Here is a 17,718-nt window from a genome sequence, read left to right as displayed (position 1 = left end):
AAAAAAAATTCTTACTATTAAGCGCTTATTTTGCCATTTCAGGCATTTACTTAGCAACAAACTCTTGCCTGCTTAAAAATCTAGCGTCACAATCAATAAATACACATGGTGTTTCTTTTTAGCTATAATTTAGGGCATACTTTTTGCTTTGTAATAGTTTAAAGTAACTTGCCAATAAAATGGCAGACAACACACACATAACAAGAGCTAAACAGTAGTAACTCAAATAATCGTACCTATATTAATAACATAGCGCGATTTAACGTTTATTGAACTTCTAATAAATGGACTTAACAGTATACCTACTTTTTCAATTAGACGGTGATGGTTTTATAAATGGCTGATGACATAATGCTCAAACACGAAGACCTCGTGAATGAGTTAAAAACATATTTAGGCAACGCTAAATTTGATCTAATTTTCAAATCAAAAACCGCAGGGTTAACTAAACCTGAGCAATTTTTAATGAAAATGGAAATGTCGCGTTTATCTCAGCCAGTGGCACGTTTTGTTGATCTTCGCGGATTAGTGACAGGCCAAGTAAAACCATATGAGCATAACGGCAAGCAACACTTTATGGATGACACAGCCATTGAAGTGTTTGAAAAAGCGCTTAAACAACATGGTGAATACACCTTAGCTGTTTACGAAGCCGTAATGAATACAGAAAATAACCACCGCGTATTACAAAAACAAGCAGCCGAAAAATCAGAGTTACAAGAGTTAGAAAATAACTTAAACACTGAAGTAATTAAGTTTGCCTCTTACGAGAGCCGCCGTGAAGAGCGGATGAATTACTCAATAAAAGTAACGATTGATTACAAAGATAAAAAGAACATTGCTGCTAGCACCTCAGATATATCTTTAAGCGGTTGTAAAGTTAAGCTTGCAACGCGCTACTCTATAAAAAAAGGCGAACTCATCGCAATGCGCTTAGTAGGCCTTGAGCAAGACTTTGAACTTGGCCTAAAAAACGGTATTCAATACGAAGTTGTTGCAGTAGAAAATATCTCTCGTGAATTTAATCACATCCGTTTAAAGCGCACTTATATAGAAAACAACGATGCCTTTAATGACTTTTTAGAAAGTTTTATTCATGGTAATAAGCGTCGTTATAAAGTAAATCTAGATAATACGCTCGATGCTGTAGTATCAAAGGGGTATGAGCAGTACTACATTCCTCGCGTAACGTCATTATATGTGTTTTTAAGTAAAAAAAAGGAGCAATATTACCCAAGCCTCAGCCTTACCACTGAAAATAATATTTTTATTCAGCGCTACTTTACCGATGAAAAAAAAGTACCGTGTTTGTACAATATACTTAATCATCAGCGTATTACACAATTACTAACTCAAATTACCGCAGTAAAAGAAGATTACCTCTATACATTTACACATATATCATCAGGTAAAATTTATTACTACTCAGCGACGCGTACAGAGTTAAATAACAACCCTAAATTACGTGATCTATTTTTAGGTTTTGGTAGCCAAAAAGAGAGCTGGCAGTGCTTTAAAATACAAGTAATGCCAAGTCATCCAGATGATTCTTTTATACCGCTTTCACTACCTAATAGTGCCGGTGAAAATATAGAAAAATTAAATAAGCCACCTTCACCTCGTGTAAAAGGCCTTATAAAAGATGTTAAGTATATTGTTGTACTTACAAATATTGGCAATAAAGCTGAACAAGCAAATTATAAACAACTTACTTTTGATAAAGCATTAGTAAATCAGCTTAAGCACTTTGGCCACGCAAAACACAAAACACCACCCTACTTAGATATTGTGCCACTTGAATACGTAAATTTACGCTCGCATAAGCGCTATCTTTATAAAACACCAGTTAGTGTCACTATTAATGATGAGGTATTTAACGGCTATACACGTGACTTTTCGGTAATGGGTTTGCAGTTAGAGTGCGAACAACCTGCCACATTTAAAAAAGGCGATATAGTACTTTTAGCATTCCCTGAACTTCAAAAAATAACTAAAAAGCATAAGCTTAGTGAACTAAAGTACGAAGTAATGGCCATCAGTAAGTCATTTACTACTATTAACCTAAAAGCAAATCGTATTGCTGATTTACCCCATGCTGGCGTGACCTTTTTCACTCAGCTAATAGAAGGTAATAAAGACAAACTTAAAGTATCTGAAGAAGCACCTAAAGTAGAAGGCTTATCTACCGCACTTAGAAATATGGTTACAAAAAGCGTTTGCCAATTTCCGCTATATTTACACAAAGAAGCTGCACACTTTAAAACCGGCGCAATTGGATATGGATTATACGCCAGCCCTATTCACGTAATTTTGCAAAACTTTGGTTTATTAAGTAACAAAACTGACTTTTCGAGCATTCTGACTGAAGAGCAAATTATTAATGTAATAACACCAAATATTAAAGATCGCAGCCGCCAAGATGCACCACTTGCTTTTACACTTGCTATTAACTTCGATCCTCGAAAAGGCAGTATTGAAGAGGCTATTGTTAGCCAATGCGCTTTAGGTGAAGACTACTCAAGCTTTTATAAACAAATTAGTAAAGGTATTACATCGCAACTTATATTCGTAATGCGTTTGTATATATCGCGCACAGGTCGCCCCGATACTGATTATCTTTCTAATGAGCTAAAATACGTAAGTCAGTACGCAATGCACAAAGCTAAAGATTTAGAAGAAGCCTTATGGGCCGTAGCTGGTGTGGGTGATGTAGTAGATATAACTGAAGAAGCGCTAAGCCATTTAGAACTAAAAAAAGAGCAAGTAGCACAAATGAGCCGCCGTAAGCTTATTTGGTTAAACCGCTTACGTTAAGCGGTTTAACTTAATTTATTTTAAAGTGTTGGTTGTTTTTCTAACGGAATAGCCAACATATACAACAATTGCAATAATGACCCATCACAAATAGCCGCCTGTGCTTGCTCAACCACTTTTGGCTTACCATGTACGGCCACACCTAGGCCTGCTTTTGCCATCATGACTAGATCATTTGCGCCATCTCCAATAGCTACAGTTTGTGCTTTTTTAAGCCCTAGCTTTTGCTGAAGTGACTCTAAAACGACCGCTTTTTGCTGCGCATCGACAATCGTACCCAGTACTTTACCTGTTAGCTTGTCGTTTTTAAATTCGAGCACATTAGCGTGCACTTCATCTAAATTAATCAGCTCTTGTACACGCTCTGCAAAAGGCACAAAACCACCTGAGGCAATCGCCAAATACCACTTATGTTGCTTTAAAATTTGGCACAGTATTTTAATACCAGGCATTAATGGTAATGTACTTTTCAGCTCTTCAATTAAGCTTTTTTCAATACCTTCAAGCTTAGCTACACGCTGATATAAACTCTCACTAAAATCAAGTTTACCCGCCATTGCAAGTGCAGTTACAGAGGCAACTTCATCGTATACGTTCGCAAGGCGTGCTATTTCGTCTATGCACTCAATAGTTATTGCAGTTGAATCCATATCCATAACCAATAAACCTGGCTCATATAAATTAGGCGGCGTAGCAACTTGCACTAATTGACAATCAAGCGTGTTTGAAAATTCTTGTAGTACTAAAGGGTTTATAGTTTTATCTGCATTTTGCGCGTAAAAACACAGTGCTGGTGCAAGCCCTAAATCAGGTTGGTATTGGCATATAGCGGTGACGTTTTGGTTATGTGTCGCTAAAAAGTCAACAATATTGGCAATGTGTTTTTCTGCAAAATCACCTGCAAATGCGATGCTAAATAAGCCTAATGCTTTGTTTGGAATATAATCGAGAGGTGTAGATACACCACCACTATAGCTAAACCATTTATTTAGAATTAAGTGTTGTAATGGTTGCTCAGCAGCTTGCTGTGCCATGTTGATTTGCGACATGGGATCTCCGTGTTTATTTTTATTTTCCTGATAGTTGGCATCTCAAAACTGCTATTCTCAACACTAAATTCGCCATCAGGTGGGGTTTAAGGTTATAGTTAGTGTAGTTGTAACATCAAATCAAAATGCTGTCAGTAGCATAAACGGTGACTATGAAAAATAACCATATTAAAAACCCTATAAGCGCATCCCAAAGAAAGCGACTCGTTCGCTTAATTCTTGCGGCTGGCTGTTTTGTATTACTAAGCTGGGTGGGTGTTAATAGTAGCTTTCAGAGTCACCAGTTACTTTACGATAGCGCCGACAGCACCGCAAAAAGCCTCACTCAGTTTATGGCTTTAAATGTTAAAACACCTTTAATCGAAAAAAATAAACCCCAGCTCAATGCAATTTGTAACGATATAAGTAAAGATGAGTTCGTGCTTTCGGCCACTATTTACGATCAACAGGGGATTTTATTAGCCAGTAGCGACAATTGGCAGTCGCACCATGTTTATGGTCAACTTTCTGATTCTACCCCCGGAATAAGTAAGTTAAAAACACCTTTTATGGAACCTGTTATAAGCGATGATGACCGCCCTATAGGTTTTGTATCTATTACTTATTTAACTCGCGCTGCAATATCCGACAGCCATAATCATTTTCATGACTTAGGCAGGCAGGTTTTATTAATGCTAGTGATTGCTTGTATATTTACGTGGCAGTTAGGACGAGGGTTAAAACGTTGGCAGGTAAATCGTTATATGCAAAAAACATCTGAGCAAGAATAGTAAAGCTGCTTTGCAAGCGTCTCTCTTTCACTATGTGGCTTTAAACTACATAACGCGTTAAATACATCAGGTATATGCAATGGCGTGTTAATCTCCCCTTGGTAGCCATTTAAAGGCATTGAAGGTGAATCTGTTTCAAGCACTAAGTGCTCGGGCTCAATAGCGGCAATAACAGCACGGGTTTTAGCTGCACGCTCATAGGTAATAACACCGCCTACGCCAAGCTTAAAGCCCTGTTTGATATAATACTTCGCTTGTTGGATTGAACCTGAAAATGCATGAATCACTCCCCCATTTTTTGGCTTACAACGTTTAAACGATTGTGCAATTAAATCATGGCTTTGTCTGTGATGTACAATGAGCGGTAAGCTTAGCTCATTAGAAAGCCCTATTTGCTGTTCAAATAAATAAGTTTGTTTAGAGAGGTTTTCAATGCTTCGATCAAGCCCACACTCACCAATGGCCACCAGCTGATGCTTATTTGTAGTTGCAAAGTCAAATAACGCTTCTATGTGCGATTCTTTATGTTGCTCTAAGAAGTAAGGATGTAGCCCTGCCGCTATTTTTATACTTGGATAGGTTACTTTGAGCTTTATAAGAGTATGCGATTGAGCAAGCGTAATACCCGGCACAACGAACTGATTAACTCCCTTTGCTACACACTCGGTTATCAGCGATTCACGACTTGAATCAAACTCACTAAAATCGAGGTGGCAATGAGAGTCAATAAATTGCACGGTTACTTACTCATCTATTTATTAAGGGTTTAAGCGTGTAATTTGCCAGCTGTTATCTGCTTGGCGCTGATACATAAAACGGTCATGTAAACGATGCGCCCCACCTTGCCAAAACTCAATTTTAGTGGGCACTACACAATAACCGCCCCAAAAATCAGGTAATGGAATTTCACCTTTAGCAAACTTGTTTTTCATATTAGCAAAGGTTTCCATTAGTACTTTACGTGATGACACCGGACGACTTTGAGCTGATGCCCACGCTGCTAATTGGCTTTCTTTAGGACGAGATAAAAAGTACTTTGCCACAGCAGAAGTAGGTAATGGTTTAGCCTCGCCATAAACAATAACTTGGCGTTCCATGTGATGCCAAGGAAAGTGCAAGGAAATTTTGTTATTGCCTTTAAGCTCCTGCGCTTTACGCGAACCTGTATTGGTAAAAAATACAAAGCCGTTATCATCCAGATGCTTTAAAAGCACTATACGCTGTGAAGGCTGACCGGTTTCATCAACAGTTGCTACAACCATCGCTGTTGGATCGGGTAATTGGCTTGCTACAGCATGCTCAAGCCATGTTTCAAACTGCTTGAATGGGTCATCTTGCAAGTTATCTTCGCTTAACGCGTCTTGCAGGTATTCACGGCGGATATCTTCGAGTTTCATAACAAATCCTTTAAATAAAGACTTAGAAAAGAGCTTAGGGTAGCGAGCTTAAAACAATAGATATTGAGTAATAACAAGTATCGAGTCTCAGGTATATACGATAGAAATAGCACCGAGTCTCGGGTGTATCGTTGGGTTTCGTTTCACTCAACCCAACCTACAATGTAAAACATTGCATCTGCAAGTGTAGAAGTGCTGACAAGACGGAGTGCTTTTTTATGCCAAGGAGCATACATTTAGTATGTGACTTAGGCTAAAAAAGCACGACAACGCAGTCAAAGCGAACTACACGCAGCAGACGGTTCACCTAAGTAGTTTAGCCTAAGACAAGGCATCCAACCCGACTTATCCCTATGAGCATACGGTTTGTATGTGATTAGGGTAAGCCGGGGTGGATAACGCAGTATTAGGTTAAAATACGACGGTGATTACATTTGCTCCATGACTTCAATGCCTAGCAAATCTAATCCCGTTTCTAATGTTCTTGAAACCAAATTACACAACACTAAACGGCTATCGCGCGCGCTTGGCTCTACGCCTTCTTTAAGTACTGGGCAGGCTTCGTAAAATGTCATGTATAAGCTTGCAAGCTCGTATAAGTAACCACATAGTACGTGCGGTGTTGCTTCGCTGATCATTAAATCAAGTACTTCTTCGAGCTGTAGTAGCTTAAGTGCAAGTGCTTTTTCTTGAGGCTCAACAATTGCAACGTCTGAATTTAATGTAGCAGCATCAACACCTGATTTGCGGAAAATACTGCGTACGCGTGTATAAGCATATTGTAAGTAAGGAGCGGTTGCGCCTTCAAAACTTAGCATGCTGTCCCAGTTAAAAATGTAATCACTGGTACGGTGCTTAGAAAGGTCGGCATATTTAACTGCGCCAATACCTACTTTACGGGCAATTTCGCTGCGATCGCTATCACTTAAATCAGACTCACGTTCAGCTAATTTTGCTGCTGCGCGGTTAATTGACTCTTCTAATAAATCAGCAAGTTTTACTGTGCCACCAGTACGTGTTTTAAATGGTTTATTATCGGCGCCCATCATGGTGCCGAACGGGCAAAACTCGTAGCTTGTTTCGTCTCTTAATAAACCAGCTTTACGCGCTGTTAGCTCTACTTGGTTAAAGTGTAGATTTTGACGTGCATCTACAAAAATTAAGATGCGATCAGCACCTAATTTATTTGAACGGTAGTCACATGCCGCTAAGTCTGTTGTTGCATATAAAAAACCACCGCCAGATTTTTGTACGATAAAGGCTGATGGCTCGCCATCTTTATTAGCTAGCTCATCTAAAAACACCACTTGCGCGCCTTGCGACTCTACGGCAATGTTTTTATCTTTAAGTAGGCTAATAATATCGTTAAGCTCTGCATTGTATGCGCTTTCAGCCATAATATCGGCTTGGGTAAGCGTTACATTTAAACGCTTGTATACTTCTTCAGAGTGTTTAACTGAGGTGGCTATAAATAGTTTCCAAAGTTTTTCACAATGCGCATCGCCGCCTTGTAATTTAACAACGTAGTCACGTGCTTTATCTGCAAAGCCTTCTTCGTCGTCAAAGCGTTTTTTAGCATCGCGGTAAAAAGTTTCTAAATCAGCAAGCGCAACAGTATCTAAGTCAACGCCTTGGCTAATTTGATCTTCTAAATGCGCGATTAACATACCAAATTGCGTACCCCAATCACCCATGTGATTTTGACGTACAACCGTATCGCCTCTAAATTCAAGCGCACGTACAATTGAGTCACCAATAATAGTTGAACGTAAATGACCTACGTGCATTTCTTTAGCTAGGTTTGGTGATGAATAATCAACAACAACTTTTTGTGGCTTAGCGTGCTCGTTTACAGCTAGTTTTGCATCATTGTTAGCCGCTTTAACGCTTTGCGCTAAAAACTCAGGCTTTAAATGGATATTAATAAAACCAGGACCCGCAATTTCAGTCTTTTGTGCAATATCGCTTACATCAAGGTTATCAATAATTTTTTGTGCAAGCTCACGTGGATTGCTTTTCATTTTTTTAGCTGCGCCCATGGCTGCATTAATTTGGTAATCACCAAATTGTGGACGCGTGCTTTGCGTTACTGCCGGGTTTGTGTCTTCAGGTAAGCCTGCACCGACCATAGCTGCAATGGCTTTTTCAATTAAAATAGTACGAATATTCATATTTTTTTACCTTTATAAACCCGCCAAAGCAGGTTTTCTTTTAATTCTTGTAAATGAGCTCTAGTTTTCGCGTGTATGGCTAAACGTTACTTCTGGGTAACGCTCGACCGATAAGTTAAGGTTTACACGGCTCGGCGCAATGTAAGTTAAGTTATCACCGCCATCGAGTGCTAAATTGCTTTCGCATTTACGTTTAAATTCTTCAAACTTTTTAACGTCATCACTGCTTACCCAGCGTGCCGTATTCACGTTTACGCCTTCATAAATAGCATCAACGTTATATTCTGCTTTTAAACGTGCTACAACCACATCAAACTGAAGTACGCCTACCGCGCCTACTATTAAGTCGTTATTAATAAGTGGTCTAAATACCTGTACAGCCCCTTCTTCAGAAAGCTGTACTAAGCCTTTTAATAATTGCTTTTGCTTAAGCGGATCGCGAAGGCGAATACGACGAAATAGTTCAGGGGCGAAGTTAGGAATACCACTAAATTTAAGTTTTTCGCCTTGCGTGAACGTATCACCAATTTGAATTGTACCGTGGTTATGCAAGCCAATAATGTCCCCAGCGAAAGCATCTGCGGCACGTTCACGATCGCCCGCCATAAAGGTTACCGCATCAGAAATGCTCACTTGCTTGCCAATTCGCACGTGATTCATTTTCATGCCTTGGCTGTACTTACCCGATACAATACGCATAAATGCAATACGGTCACGGTGTTTAGGGTCCATGTTGGCCTGAATTTTAAATACAAACCCGGTAAAGTTTTCTTCAGTTGCAACAATTAGTCTGTCTTCGGTTTCACGTGGTAATGGCGTTGGCGCCCACTTAGTTAAACCATCTAACACGTGATCAACACCAAAGTTACCAAGTGCGGTACCGTAATAAACTGGCGAAAGCTCACCGGCTAAAAACAAATCTAAATCAAATTCGTTTGATGCACCAATAACAAGCTCAAGCTCATCACGTAACTGCGCAGCTAAGTCTTCACCAATGGCAATATCTAACTCTGGATTATCAAGGCCTTTAATTGTACGAACATCTTGAATTTTATGACCTTGGCCCGTTTTATATAAAACAGCTTCATCATTATGAATGTGATAAACACCTTTGAATTCTTTACCACAACCAATTGGCCAAGTAATGGGTGCACAGGCAATATTTAGCTCTGTTTCAACTTCGTCCAGCACTTCCATTGGGTCGCGAATATCACGGTCACATTTGTTCATAAACGTAACAATAGGTGTGGTACGCAGGCGTGTAACTTCCATTAGCTTACGGGTACGGTCTTCTACACCTTTAGCCGCATCAATAACCATTAAGCACGAATCTACTGCTGTTAATGTACGGTACGTATCTTCAGAGAAATCTTCGTGTCCTGGCGTATCAAGTAAATTAACAAGTGCGTCGTTATATGGAAATTGCATTACAGACGTAGTAACTGATATACCACGCTCTTTTTCCATTTCCATCCAGTCAGATTTAGCATGCTGGTTAGAGCCGCGACCTTTTACAGTACCAGCTCTTTGAATAGCTTGTCCGAATAACAATACTTTTTCGGTAATCGTTGTTTTACCAGCATCCGGGTGAGAGATGATAGCAAAGGTCCTTCGCTTGCTGATTTCATTGATAATAGTCTGGTCTGCCATTGATAAATTCTTTTAGTTTATATGCGGGGTTGAATGCATTTTAATAAGCGTCTGCGAGTAAACCCGTTATGTTGATCGTAATTAACTACTATTCTCGCTGATTTTCACGTTGCAAACAGCTGATAATAAAGCGTCAATAGTTGATTTTTTAATAATGGCAATTGTAACAGGAGTCGGTATAAAAGTGTGCTATCTACTTAAAAATATCTTAGCTTTAAAATAAATGTGTACAGCAAGCGATATTTAAACGACCTACAATTTGCTCGTAGATCGTTTAAATAAAAATGAGTAGTTACTTAACAACATCAATAGTAGGTACAACCGACATTCCAACACGTAGTTGACTAAGTAAAGGCTGCTTAGCATCTAAACTAATCTTTACCGGTAGGCGCTGCGCTATTTTAGTAAAGTTGCCTGTCGCATTATGCGCACCAATAGTGGAGTAACTTACACCACTTGCTGGACTTAGACTGTCAACGTGTCCTTTTAATGTCACGCTTGGCAATGCATCAACTTTAATTAGTAACTTTAAAAGATGTAAAACTATGTAAGTTTTTTAAACAGCGAATTAATATTATATCCATGTAACTTGTTAAATTTAAATAACTTAAACATAAAAAAAAGAGCTAAAGATCATGCAACTAATGATTGTAATTTAGCCACCAAGACCGCTATAAGCTTGTGTAATCAGGTCGTAACGCATATTATTGGCAGATTGCATGGAGGATAAGTCGTTTGGTCATGAAAACCAGTAAGTTAAGTATAAGATTATTATGGTATATAACACCTCTTGTTATTCTGCCACTGCTATTTTTAGGTGGCTTTACGCTCACCAATGTCACTAATTCAACACAAAAACAAGCTGATTTAATAATGAGCCGTTTTGTTGAGCAACAACAGCAAAAAATATTCAACTATATCGACTCTTTTCACTCTACTGCAAAACTACTTTCAAATTCGCCAGTACTTAGTGACTTTTTAGCAAACGATATTAGTGCCAACGGTAATTACACCCGAAAACTTGGCGCGCTTATGGATGTATTTGCCAGTTACAGCGAAGCTTATCCAGATATAATTAGCATTAATTTAGTTTCAGCAAGTGGGAAAAGTGATGCCTACTACTCTAATAACCTAACAACAGCGCCTAAAAGCTATCCATTTTTTAATCGAGTATTGCAAAGTAATTTAAGTACACAGCAATTTATGATTCAAAAGGACGATGGCACCACGAGCTTATATTTCATTCAACGAATTGACAGCGTTGATTACTACTTGAAACGTCCACAGCAGCTTGGTTTTATTGTAATACATATAGAGCCTTCAATACTCAACTCCAGTATTTTAGAAGCGCCATATAACAACACACTTAATTTAATGTTGACCAAAGACGGGAAAATTTTATTTAGCTCCGACTACAACATGCGCGGCCAATACATAAGCGAATATGAACTTAACCAAGTACATGATCTTGCCGATATAGGCATGCTTTCTACCATTGAACTCTCAAGCATAGATAAAATAGAGCGAATGATTTTTGCCGTACAAATGCCCGGTGGATATTATTACGTTTCAACCATTCCCAAAGGTGTGCTTTATCAATCTGGTAAAGCCATAAGCTTAATAACAGGCTTAATTGTTATTATTTCGATAATCACCCTGCCAATATTAATTTTTATAGTGGTACGTAATTTATTACTTAATCCAATTGAATTACTAGGTGCTGCAAGCCACCGTGTTGGTGATGGCGATTTGTCGGTGCACTTACCAGCTCATACAAATGACGAAGTGGGTGTTTTGTTTAACGACTTTAACCACATGGTTAATCAAATTAGACACTACCAGCAGCAGCTTGAAGAATATAAACACCACCTTGAAGATAAAGTAGAAAGTCGTACTAAAGCACTTGAAGCCATGAACAGCCAACTAGAGCTTGCAATTGGCCAAGCCGAGCAAGCTAATCAGCTTAAAAGTCGTTTTTTAGCTAATATGAGTCACGAAATACGAACGCCACTTACGGCTATTATGGGCTTTACAGAGCAGTTACTCCACAACGACAAAGTAGCCAACGACAAACAACATCTAAGCACTATTTTACGTAATTCAAAACACTTACTAGAGTTAATAAATAACATACTCGACTTATCTAAAATTGAAGCTGAAAAGCTAGCTGTCGATTTGTCTGCGTTAAACGTAGTACAGCTTGTGCATGACATTGAATCGATTATTCAACCACTGGCACAAGAAAAACAATTAACCCTTAATATTGATTACCAACTGCCGCTACCTCGCACCATTTATAGTGATGTGACCCGCTTAAAACAAATACTTATAAATATTGCAAATAACGCTGTTAAATTTACCGAAAATGGCAGTGTGTCTATTTGCGTGCATTATTTACAAGCAAGTCAAAAGCTAGAATTTGTAATTAAAGATACCGGCATTGGGATGTCTGAGCATCAAATAGAGCGTGTGTTTAAACCGTTTGAGCAAGCCGATGCCACAACCACACGTCGTTTTGGTGGTACAGGCCTTGGGTTGTGTATTTCTAAAAATTTAGCACTGTTACTTGGTGGCGATGTAACGCTTGAAAGTGAAGTTGGCGTTGGTAGCCGCTTTACAATTAGGGTGTCGTGTCAGTTATCTGATGATCAACCAATGCTTGAGTTTTTAACGCAAGAAAGCCAGTTAATACCAGAGAAAGACCCTCTCTTATCGTTTGCGACCAATAACTTTGAGGCTAATATTTTAGTCGCTGAGGATAACCCTGATAACCAACTATTAATTAAATTATTACTGCAAACTTGGGGCCTTGAACCCGATATTGCTAGTAATGGCGCACAAGCTGTAGAAATGGCACTCGTTAATGACTATCAGCTTATTATAATGGATATGCAAATGCCTGTAATGGGCGGATTAGAAGCGACTAAAATGCTTCGTCATGCAGCATACGATGGCCCCATTATTGCCCTTACTGCTAATGTAATGAACCACGATATAGGCACTTACCTAGAAGCTGGCTGCAACAAAGCACTCGCTAAACCCATTGATAAAGATGCTCTGGAAAATGTACTCGTAAGCTACCTACATCTTGAAAAGGATAATCAAAATAAGTGGGACAGCTTATTAAAAAGCGAAAAGTTTCAGCAAATTACTGATAACTATTTAGCCAACTTACCTACTTATTTAGAAGAAGTTAAAACTCTGCAACATTGTAATGACTGGGAAGCATTAAGAAGTATAGCGCACAGTATTAAAGGTAGTTCTGGATGCTTTAATTTTGATGAGATTTACCACAGCGCTGTGGCACTTGAAGAAAATTTAAAAAGTAACAATAAAGTGCCAAGAGACGAGCTAGTAAATAAATTAATAGCAGCCATTGAGCAAGCAATTAGTGGCAAAGTAACCTAAAAGAAAACTTACAAAATAGTACAAGTTCGGTGCGTTAGTGCTCTATGCTTAAAACGCTAACCACCGACTTTAATTATGAAAAGTTTAAACCTAATGCCATGCCCATTAAAATAGCGTCTTCAAAGCCATTTTTGGCCGGATTATCACTTGGATAGTAGTTTTTACGCACTGACATCTCTGTAAAGCCAGCGTTCTCGTATAGCGCAATAGCCCGCGTATTAGATTCGCGTACTTCTAAAAAGAGGTTTTCAGCATTTTGCTGTTCACCATATTCAATAAACTGGGCTAACAACTGCCTTGCAATACCCTTACCCTGGTGGCTTGGTGTTACACAAATATCCATAAGCGTAAAATCAGGCCCTGCTTTTTCACCAATATAAAAACCAATCATGCTCACCTCATCAAATGCGGCAACATTAAAATAGCGCCCGCCTATACATGAACTCATTGTATTTAAAGTCCACGGATGGCTATGACATGCTGTTTCGATGGTCATTAATTGAGGTATTGCAGTTTCATCTACTGATTTAAAGTTTATCAAGGTGTTCACTCATTAAAGCCCATAAAGCACGCTTCTCAGAGGCGTTGAGCTGTGGGGTTGGCAATGTAAGCTGATTGTCGTTTAATTGCATCTCACTACCCTGTACAACGCTATTTATAATAATAGCCCCTGCACTGAGCTTAATGTCTGCAAATAGTTGCTCATTTATCGTTAAAGAACTAGCTGTCGTGCTTTGCGATAAAGTATCTGCTTGGTCATTTGTTTGAGAACAATAATGCTGATTGAGTTCAAGATTTTCTATATCAAAAATAGCTGCGTAACGTGGATGCATAACAACTCAGTAGATTAGACATTTGAACAATATAAGAAGTAATAAAAACGATGTAAAGAAGAAATGGCAGGGGCGGAGAGATTCGAACTCCCAACCATCGGTTTTGGAGACCGCTGTTCTACCAATTGGAACTACGCCCCTGCAATGACGACGAATTATAGAGAAGTTTCGCCAAAGGTAAAGAGAAAAATCACTCTTTTAGTTCAACTGCTTTTTAAATAAACAAAACGGCGAATTAGCATGCTAATTCGCCGTTTTTTAATCACTTAAAATTAGTTAATTAAAACTAAAATTAATTATTCCCATTCGATAGTTGCAGGTGGTTTACCTGAAATATCGTAAACTACACGAGAAATACCATCTATTTCGTTAATGATACGGTTTGAAACCACACCTAAAAACTCATATGGTAAATGTGACCAGCGTGCTGTCATAAAGTCGATTGTTTCTACACAACGAAGTGATACAACCCAATCGTACTTACGTGCATCGCCCATAACCCCTACCGATTTAACTGGTAAGAATACAGTAAACGCTTGGCTTACTTTATGATAAAGCTCAGCTTTGTGTAGCTCTTCGATGAAAATCGCATCTGCGCGGCGTAGTAAATCACAGTACTCTTTTTTGATTTCGCCAAGTACACGTACACCTAAGCCTGGTCCAGGGAAAGGATGACGGTAAAGCATGTCGTACGGTAAACCAAGTTCTAGACCAATTTTACGTACTTCATCTTTGAATAATTCACGCAATGGCTCAACAAGGCCCATTTTCATGTCATCTGGTAATCCGCCCACATTGTGGTGAGATTTAATAACATGCGCTTTACCTGTGGCAGATGCCGCAGATTCAATAACGTCAGGATAAATTGTACCTTGTGCTAACCATTTCGCATTTTTAAGCTTTTTGGCTTGCTCATCAAATACATTAATAAACGTGTGACCAATGGCTTTACGTTTATCTTCTGGGTCTGATTTACCAGCTAAATCATTTAAAAACTGCTCTTCAGCTTCAACTTTAACAATGTTTAAGCCAAATTTATTACCAAACATGTCCATAACTTGCTGACCTTCGTTTAAACGAAGTAAACCATTATCAACAAATACACATGTTAGCTTTGCGCCAATTGCACGGTGAATAAGCATAGCCACAACTGATGAATCAACACCACCAGATAGACCTAAAATAACTTCGTCATCACCTACAGTTTCTTTAATACGCTCAATAGCATCATCAATGATTTTTGCAGGAGTCCATAATTTTTCACAGCCACAAATATCAATAGCGAAACGCTCAAGCAAACGTAACCCTTGATGAGTATGCGTTACTTCTGGGTGAAATTGTACGCCGTAAAAACGCTTTTCTTCGTTAGACATTGCAGCATGTGGACAAGTAGATGTTTTAGCTGTTGTTGTAAAATCAGCTGGAATGTCCATTACTTTATCGCCATGACTCATCCATACGTCAAGTATGCCGTTGCCGCCATCAGTAATATGGTCTTCAATTGCATCAAATAATGCACAGCTGCCTACTTTTTCAACTTGTGCGTAGCCAAACTCTTTTTTATCAGAGCTGTGTACACTTCCGCCAAGTTGAGCTGCCATTGTTTGCATGCCGTAGCAAATACCTAGCACAGGCACGCCTGCATTAAATACATACTCAGGAGCGCGCGGGCTGTTTTCAAGTGTTGTTGATTCTGGACCACCAGAAAGAATAATACCTTGTGGGTTGAACTCGCGGATTTGCTCTTCAGTCACATCCCATGCCCAAAGTTCACAGTAAACACCAATTTCACGCACACGACGGGCGATTAATTGAGTGTATTGTGAACCAAAGTCTAAAATGAGAATTCGTGAATCGTGAATATCTTTGCTCATGGAGTATCTCGTAAAGTCTGATGCTAAATGCCGTTTGTTAATGTAAACGACTAAAAAGAGGGCTTGCAAAGCAAGCCCAGTATATTAAATTAATTACGCTGCTTAACCTAAGCGGTAATTTGGTGCTTCTTTAGTGATTTGCACATCATGAACATGCGACTCACCCATACCTGCTGAAGTAACACGTACAAATTGTGGTTTTGTATTTAGCTCTTCAATTGTTGCACAACCCGTTAAGCCCATAGCACTACGTAAGCCACCTACTTGCTGATGAATAATCGTTGCAATAGGACCTTTGTAAGCTACGCGACCTTCAATACCTTCAGGTACTAACTTGTCTGCTTCGTTTGATTTTTGGAAGTAACGATCTGATGAACCTTCTTTTTGATCCATCGCGCCCAATGAGCCCATACCACGGTAAGATTTGTAATAACGGCCTTGGTACAATTCAACTTCACCTGGTGCTTCTTCAGTACCAGCAAGAAGAGAACCCACCATTACACACGATGCACCAGCAACAAGTGCTTTAACAATATCACCAGAAAAACGAATGCCACCATCAGCAATAACAGGAATGTCGCGACCTTTTAAGCCTTCAACAGCATCTGAAATAGCGGTAATTTGTGGAACGCCACAACCGGTAACAATACGTGTAGTACAGATAGAACCAGGGCCGATACCTACTTTAACTGCATCCGCTCCGGCATCAGCTAGTGCAATCGCACCTTCAGCTGTTGCAATGTTACCTGCAATAATTTGTAAGTCTGGGTACTCTTTGCGAGTTTTAGTAACACGGTCAATAACGCCTTGAGAGTGACCATGCGATGTATCGATAAGTAAAACATCAATACCCGCTTCTACTAATGCAGCAATACGCTCATCAGTACCTGCACCAACACTTACAGCAGCACCTACACGTAAACGACCTTGGTCATCTTTACATGCGTCAGGTTTGTCTTGGGCTTTTTGGTAATCTTTTACTGTGATCATGCCTTTAAGTTTAAATTCATCATCAACAACTAAGATTTTTTCAATGCGGTGTTCGTGCATTAAGCCTAAAATTTCTTCGCGTGCTGCGCCCTCTTTAACGGTAACAAGCTTTTCTTTTTTAGTCATAACGGTAGAAACAGGCTGTTCAAGCTTAGTTTCAAAACGCATATCACGACTAGTAACAATGCCTACAAGCACATTATTGCTGTCGGTAACCGGAAAGCCTGAAAAACCTTTTTCGTGCGAAAGCTCAATTGCATCTGCAATTGTTAAATCGGCAGTAACCGTTACAGGGTATGAAACAATACCTGCTTCGTAGGTTTTAACTTTACGTACGTTTTTCGCTTGTTCTTCAATAGTCATGTTTTTATGAATAAAACCAAGACCACCTTCTTGCGCAAGGGCAATAGCTAAACGAGCTTCTGTAACAGTATCCATAGATGCTGAAATAAGCGGCAAGTTAAGTTTGATACCACGCGTTAAGCGAGTTGAAATATTTGCCGTGTGTGGCAAAACAGTAGAATGACCAGGTACTAAAAGTACGTCATCAAAGGTAAGAGCTTCTTTAGCGATTCTAAGCATTTTGGCAACTTCTCACATGTGGATCTAAGATAAGGAATTGCGGCCAAATTTTAACAGCGTTGTTGGCATGAGTAAATAATATTTCGCAAATATTTATGATAATATAGGGTCTATTAGCCTTTCAAGGTTAAATTTGCAGCAGTTTGTTAGGTAATTAGGCAAGGCAGAGCCTATGCAGTG

Annotated in this window: 13 protein-coding genes and 1 tRNA gene; 3 read left to right on the top strand and 11 right to left on the bottom strand. The window is 39.1% G+C overall.

Annotated elements, in window-relative coordinates; all coding sequences use genetic code 11:
* Positions 1-336 precede the first annotated feature (336 nt).
* Entirely contained in the window at positions 337-2,814 is a 2,478-nt protein-coding gene (locus tag H5161_RS09720; protein ID WP_182769170.1) for a PilZ domain-containing protein, read from the top strand.
* A gap of 20 nt (positions 2,815-2,834) precedes the next feature.
* Here the strand turns inward: H5161_RS09720 and serB are convergent, their stop codons facing one another.
* Positions 2,835-3,863, bottom strand: a complete 1,029-nt coding sequence (serB, locus tag H5161_RS09715) for a phosphoserine phosphatase SerB (protein WP_182769169.1) — start codon at positions 3,861-3,863, stop codon at positions 2,835-2,837.
* A gap of 152 nt (positions 3,864-4,015) precedes the next feature.
* Here serB and H5161_RS09710 point away from each other — a divergent pair, with 152 nt between their 5' ends.
* Positions 4,016-4,633, top strand: coding sequence for an AhpA/YtjB family protein (locus H5161_RS09710; protein ID WP_182769168.1), 618 nt, complete (start codon positions 4,016-4,018; stop codon positions 4,631-4,633).
* Here the strand turns inward: H5161_RS09710 and H5161_RS09705 are convergent.
* The 5 genes from H5161_RS09705 to H5161_RS09685 all read right to left on the bottom strand — a co-directional run bounded on the left by H5161_RS09705 (position 4,603) and on the right by H5161_RS09685 (position 10,347).
* Complete coding sequence (locus H5161_RS09705; RefSeq protein ID WP_182769167.1) at positions 4,603-5,370, bottom strand: TatD family hydrolase; 768 nt, start codon at positions 5,368-5,370, stop codon at positions 4,603-4,605. The two genes, H5161_RS09710 and H5161_RS09705, sit on opposite strands and share 31 nt — an antisense overlap.
* Before the next feature lie 21 nt (positions 5,371-5,391).
* Positions 5,392-6,030, bottom strand: a complete 639-nt coding sequence (gene pdxH, locus H5161_RS09700; RefSeq protein WP_002958774.1) for a pyridoxamine 5'-phosphate oxidase — start codon at positions 6,028-6,030, stop codon at positions 5,392-5,394.
* A 428-nt stretch (positions 6,031-6,458) separates the two neighbouring features.
* Positions 6,459-8,201 carry an arginine--tRNA ligase gene (gene argS, locus H5161_RS09695; protein WP_182769166.1) on the bottom strand — a complete coding sequence of 581 codons (1,743 nt, stop codon included), beginning with the start codon at positions 8,199-8,201 and terminating at the stop codon, positions 6,459-6,461.
* A gap of 60 nt (positions 8,202-8,261) precedes the next feature.
* Entirely contained in the window at positions 8,262-9,851 is a 1,590-nt protein-coding gene (gene prfC / locus H5161_RS09690) for a peptide chain release factor 3 (protein ID WP_002958776.1), read from the bottom strand.
* A 292-nt stretch (positions 9,852-10,143) separates the two neighbouring features.
* Positions 10,144-10,347, bottom strand: coding sequence for a hypothetical protein (locus H5161_RS09685; RefSeq protein WP_033020690.1), 204 nt, complete (start codon positions 10,345-10,347; stop codon positions 10,144-10,146).
* 245 nt (positions 10,348-10,592) lie between these two features.
* Here H5161_RS09685 and H5161_RS09680 point away from each other — a divergent pair, with 245 nt between their 5' ends.
* Complete coding sequence (locus H5161_RS09680) at positions 10,593-13,259, top strand: ATP-binding protein (RefSeq protein WP_182769165.1); 2,667 nt, start codon at positions 10,593-10,595, stop codon at positions 13,257-13,259.
* A 73-nt stretch (positions 13,260-13,332) separates the two neighbouring features.
* Here H5161_RS09680 and rimI read toward each other — a convergent pair whose 3' ends face one another.
* The 5 genes from rimI to guaB all read right to left on the bottom strand — a co-directional run bounded on the left by rimI (position 13,333) and on the right by guaB (position 17,538).
* Positions 13,333-13,800 carry a ribosomal protein S18-alanine N-acetyltransferase gene (gene rimI, locus H5161_RS09675; RefSeq protein WP_182694287.1) on the bottom strand — a complete coding sequence of 156 codons (468 nt, stop codon included), beginning with the start codon at positions 13,798-13,800 and terminating at the stop codon, positions 13,333-13,335.
* Positions 13,787-14,092: a hypothetical protein gene (locus H5161_RS09670; RefSeq protein ID WP_182694285.1), complete on the bottom strand. Its 306-nt coding sequence runs from the start codon at positions 14,090-14,092 to the stop codon at positions 13,787-13,789. The genes rimI and H5161_RS09670 overlap by 14 nt, the downstream gene beginning before the upstream one ends.
* Before the next feature lie 64 nt (positions 14,093-14,156).
* Positions 14,157-14,233, bottom strand: a tRNA-Trp gene (locus H5161_RS09665).
* Between the two features lie 155 nt (positions 14,234-14,388).
* The gene (gene guaA, locus H5161_RS09660) at positions 14,389-15,966 is read right to left on the bottom strand and encodes a glutamine-hydrolyzing GMP synthase (protein ID WP_002958782.1); all 1,578 of its coding nucleotides are present in this window, start codon (positions 15,964-15,966) and stop codon (positions 14,389-14,391) included.
* 102 nt (positions 15,967-16,068) lie between these two features.
* Positions 16,069-17,538 (bottom strand): IMP dehydrogenase, encoded by a 1,470-nt coding sequence (gene guaB / locus H5161_RS09655; protein ID WP_002958783.1) that lies wholly within the window; start codon positions 17,536-17,538, stop codon positions 16,069-16,071.
* Positions 17,539-17,718 lie beyond the last annotated feature (180 nt).

Source organism: Pseudoalteromonas sp. SG43-5, from assembly GCF_014164345.1.
GTDB classification, from domain to species: domain Bacteria; phylum Pseudomonadota; class Gammaproteobacteria; order Enterobacterales; family Alteromonadaceae; genus Pseudoalteromonas; species Pseudoalteromonas distincta.
This window is presented reverse-complemented; position numbering and strand designations above follow the sequence as displayed.

Excerpts from the sequence above, each read along its gene's own strand:
- H5161_RS09720 (WP_182769170.1), top strand. The coding sequence starts at position 337 with ATGGCTGATGACATAATGCTCAAACACGAAGACCTCGTGAATGAGTTA.
- serB (WP_182769169.1), bottom strand. The coding sequence starts at position 3,863 with ATGTCGCAAATCAACATGGCACAGCAAGCTGCTGAGCAACCATTACAA.
- H5161_RS09710 (WP_182769168.1), top strand. The coding sequence starts at position 4,016 with ATGAAAAATAACCATATTAAAAACCCTATAAGCGCATCCCAAAGAAAG.
- pdxH (WP_002958774.1), bottom strand. The coding sequence starts at position 6,030 with ATGAAACTCGAAGATATCCGCCGTGAATACCTGCAAGACGCGTTAAGC.
- argS (WP_182769166.1), bottom strand. The coding sequence starts at position 8,201 with ATGAATATTCGTACTATTTTAATTGAAAAAGCCATTGCAGCTATGGTC.
- prfC (WP_002958776.1), bottom strand. The coding sequence starts at position 9,851 with ATGGCAGACCAGACTATTATCAATGAAATCAGCAAGCGAAGGACCTTT.
- H5161_RS09680 (WP_182769165.1), top strand. The coding sequence starts at position 10,593 with ATGAAAACCAGTAAGTTAAGTATAAGATTATTATGGTATATAACACCT.
- H5161_RS09670 (WP_182694285.1), bottom strand. The coding sequence starts at position 14,092 with ATGCATCCACGTTACGCAGCTATTTTTGATATAGAAAATCTTGAACTC.
- guaA (WP_002958782.1), bottom strand. The coding sequence starts at position 15,966 with ATGAGCAAAGATATTCACGATTCACGAATTCTCATTTTAGACTTTGGT.
- guaB (WP_002958783.1), bottom strand. The coding sequence starts at position 17,538 with ATGCTTAGAATCGCTAAAGAAGCTCTTACCTTTGATGACGTACTTTTA.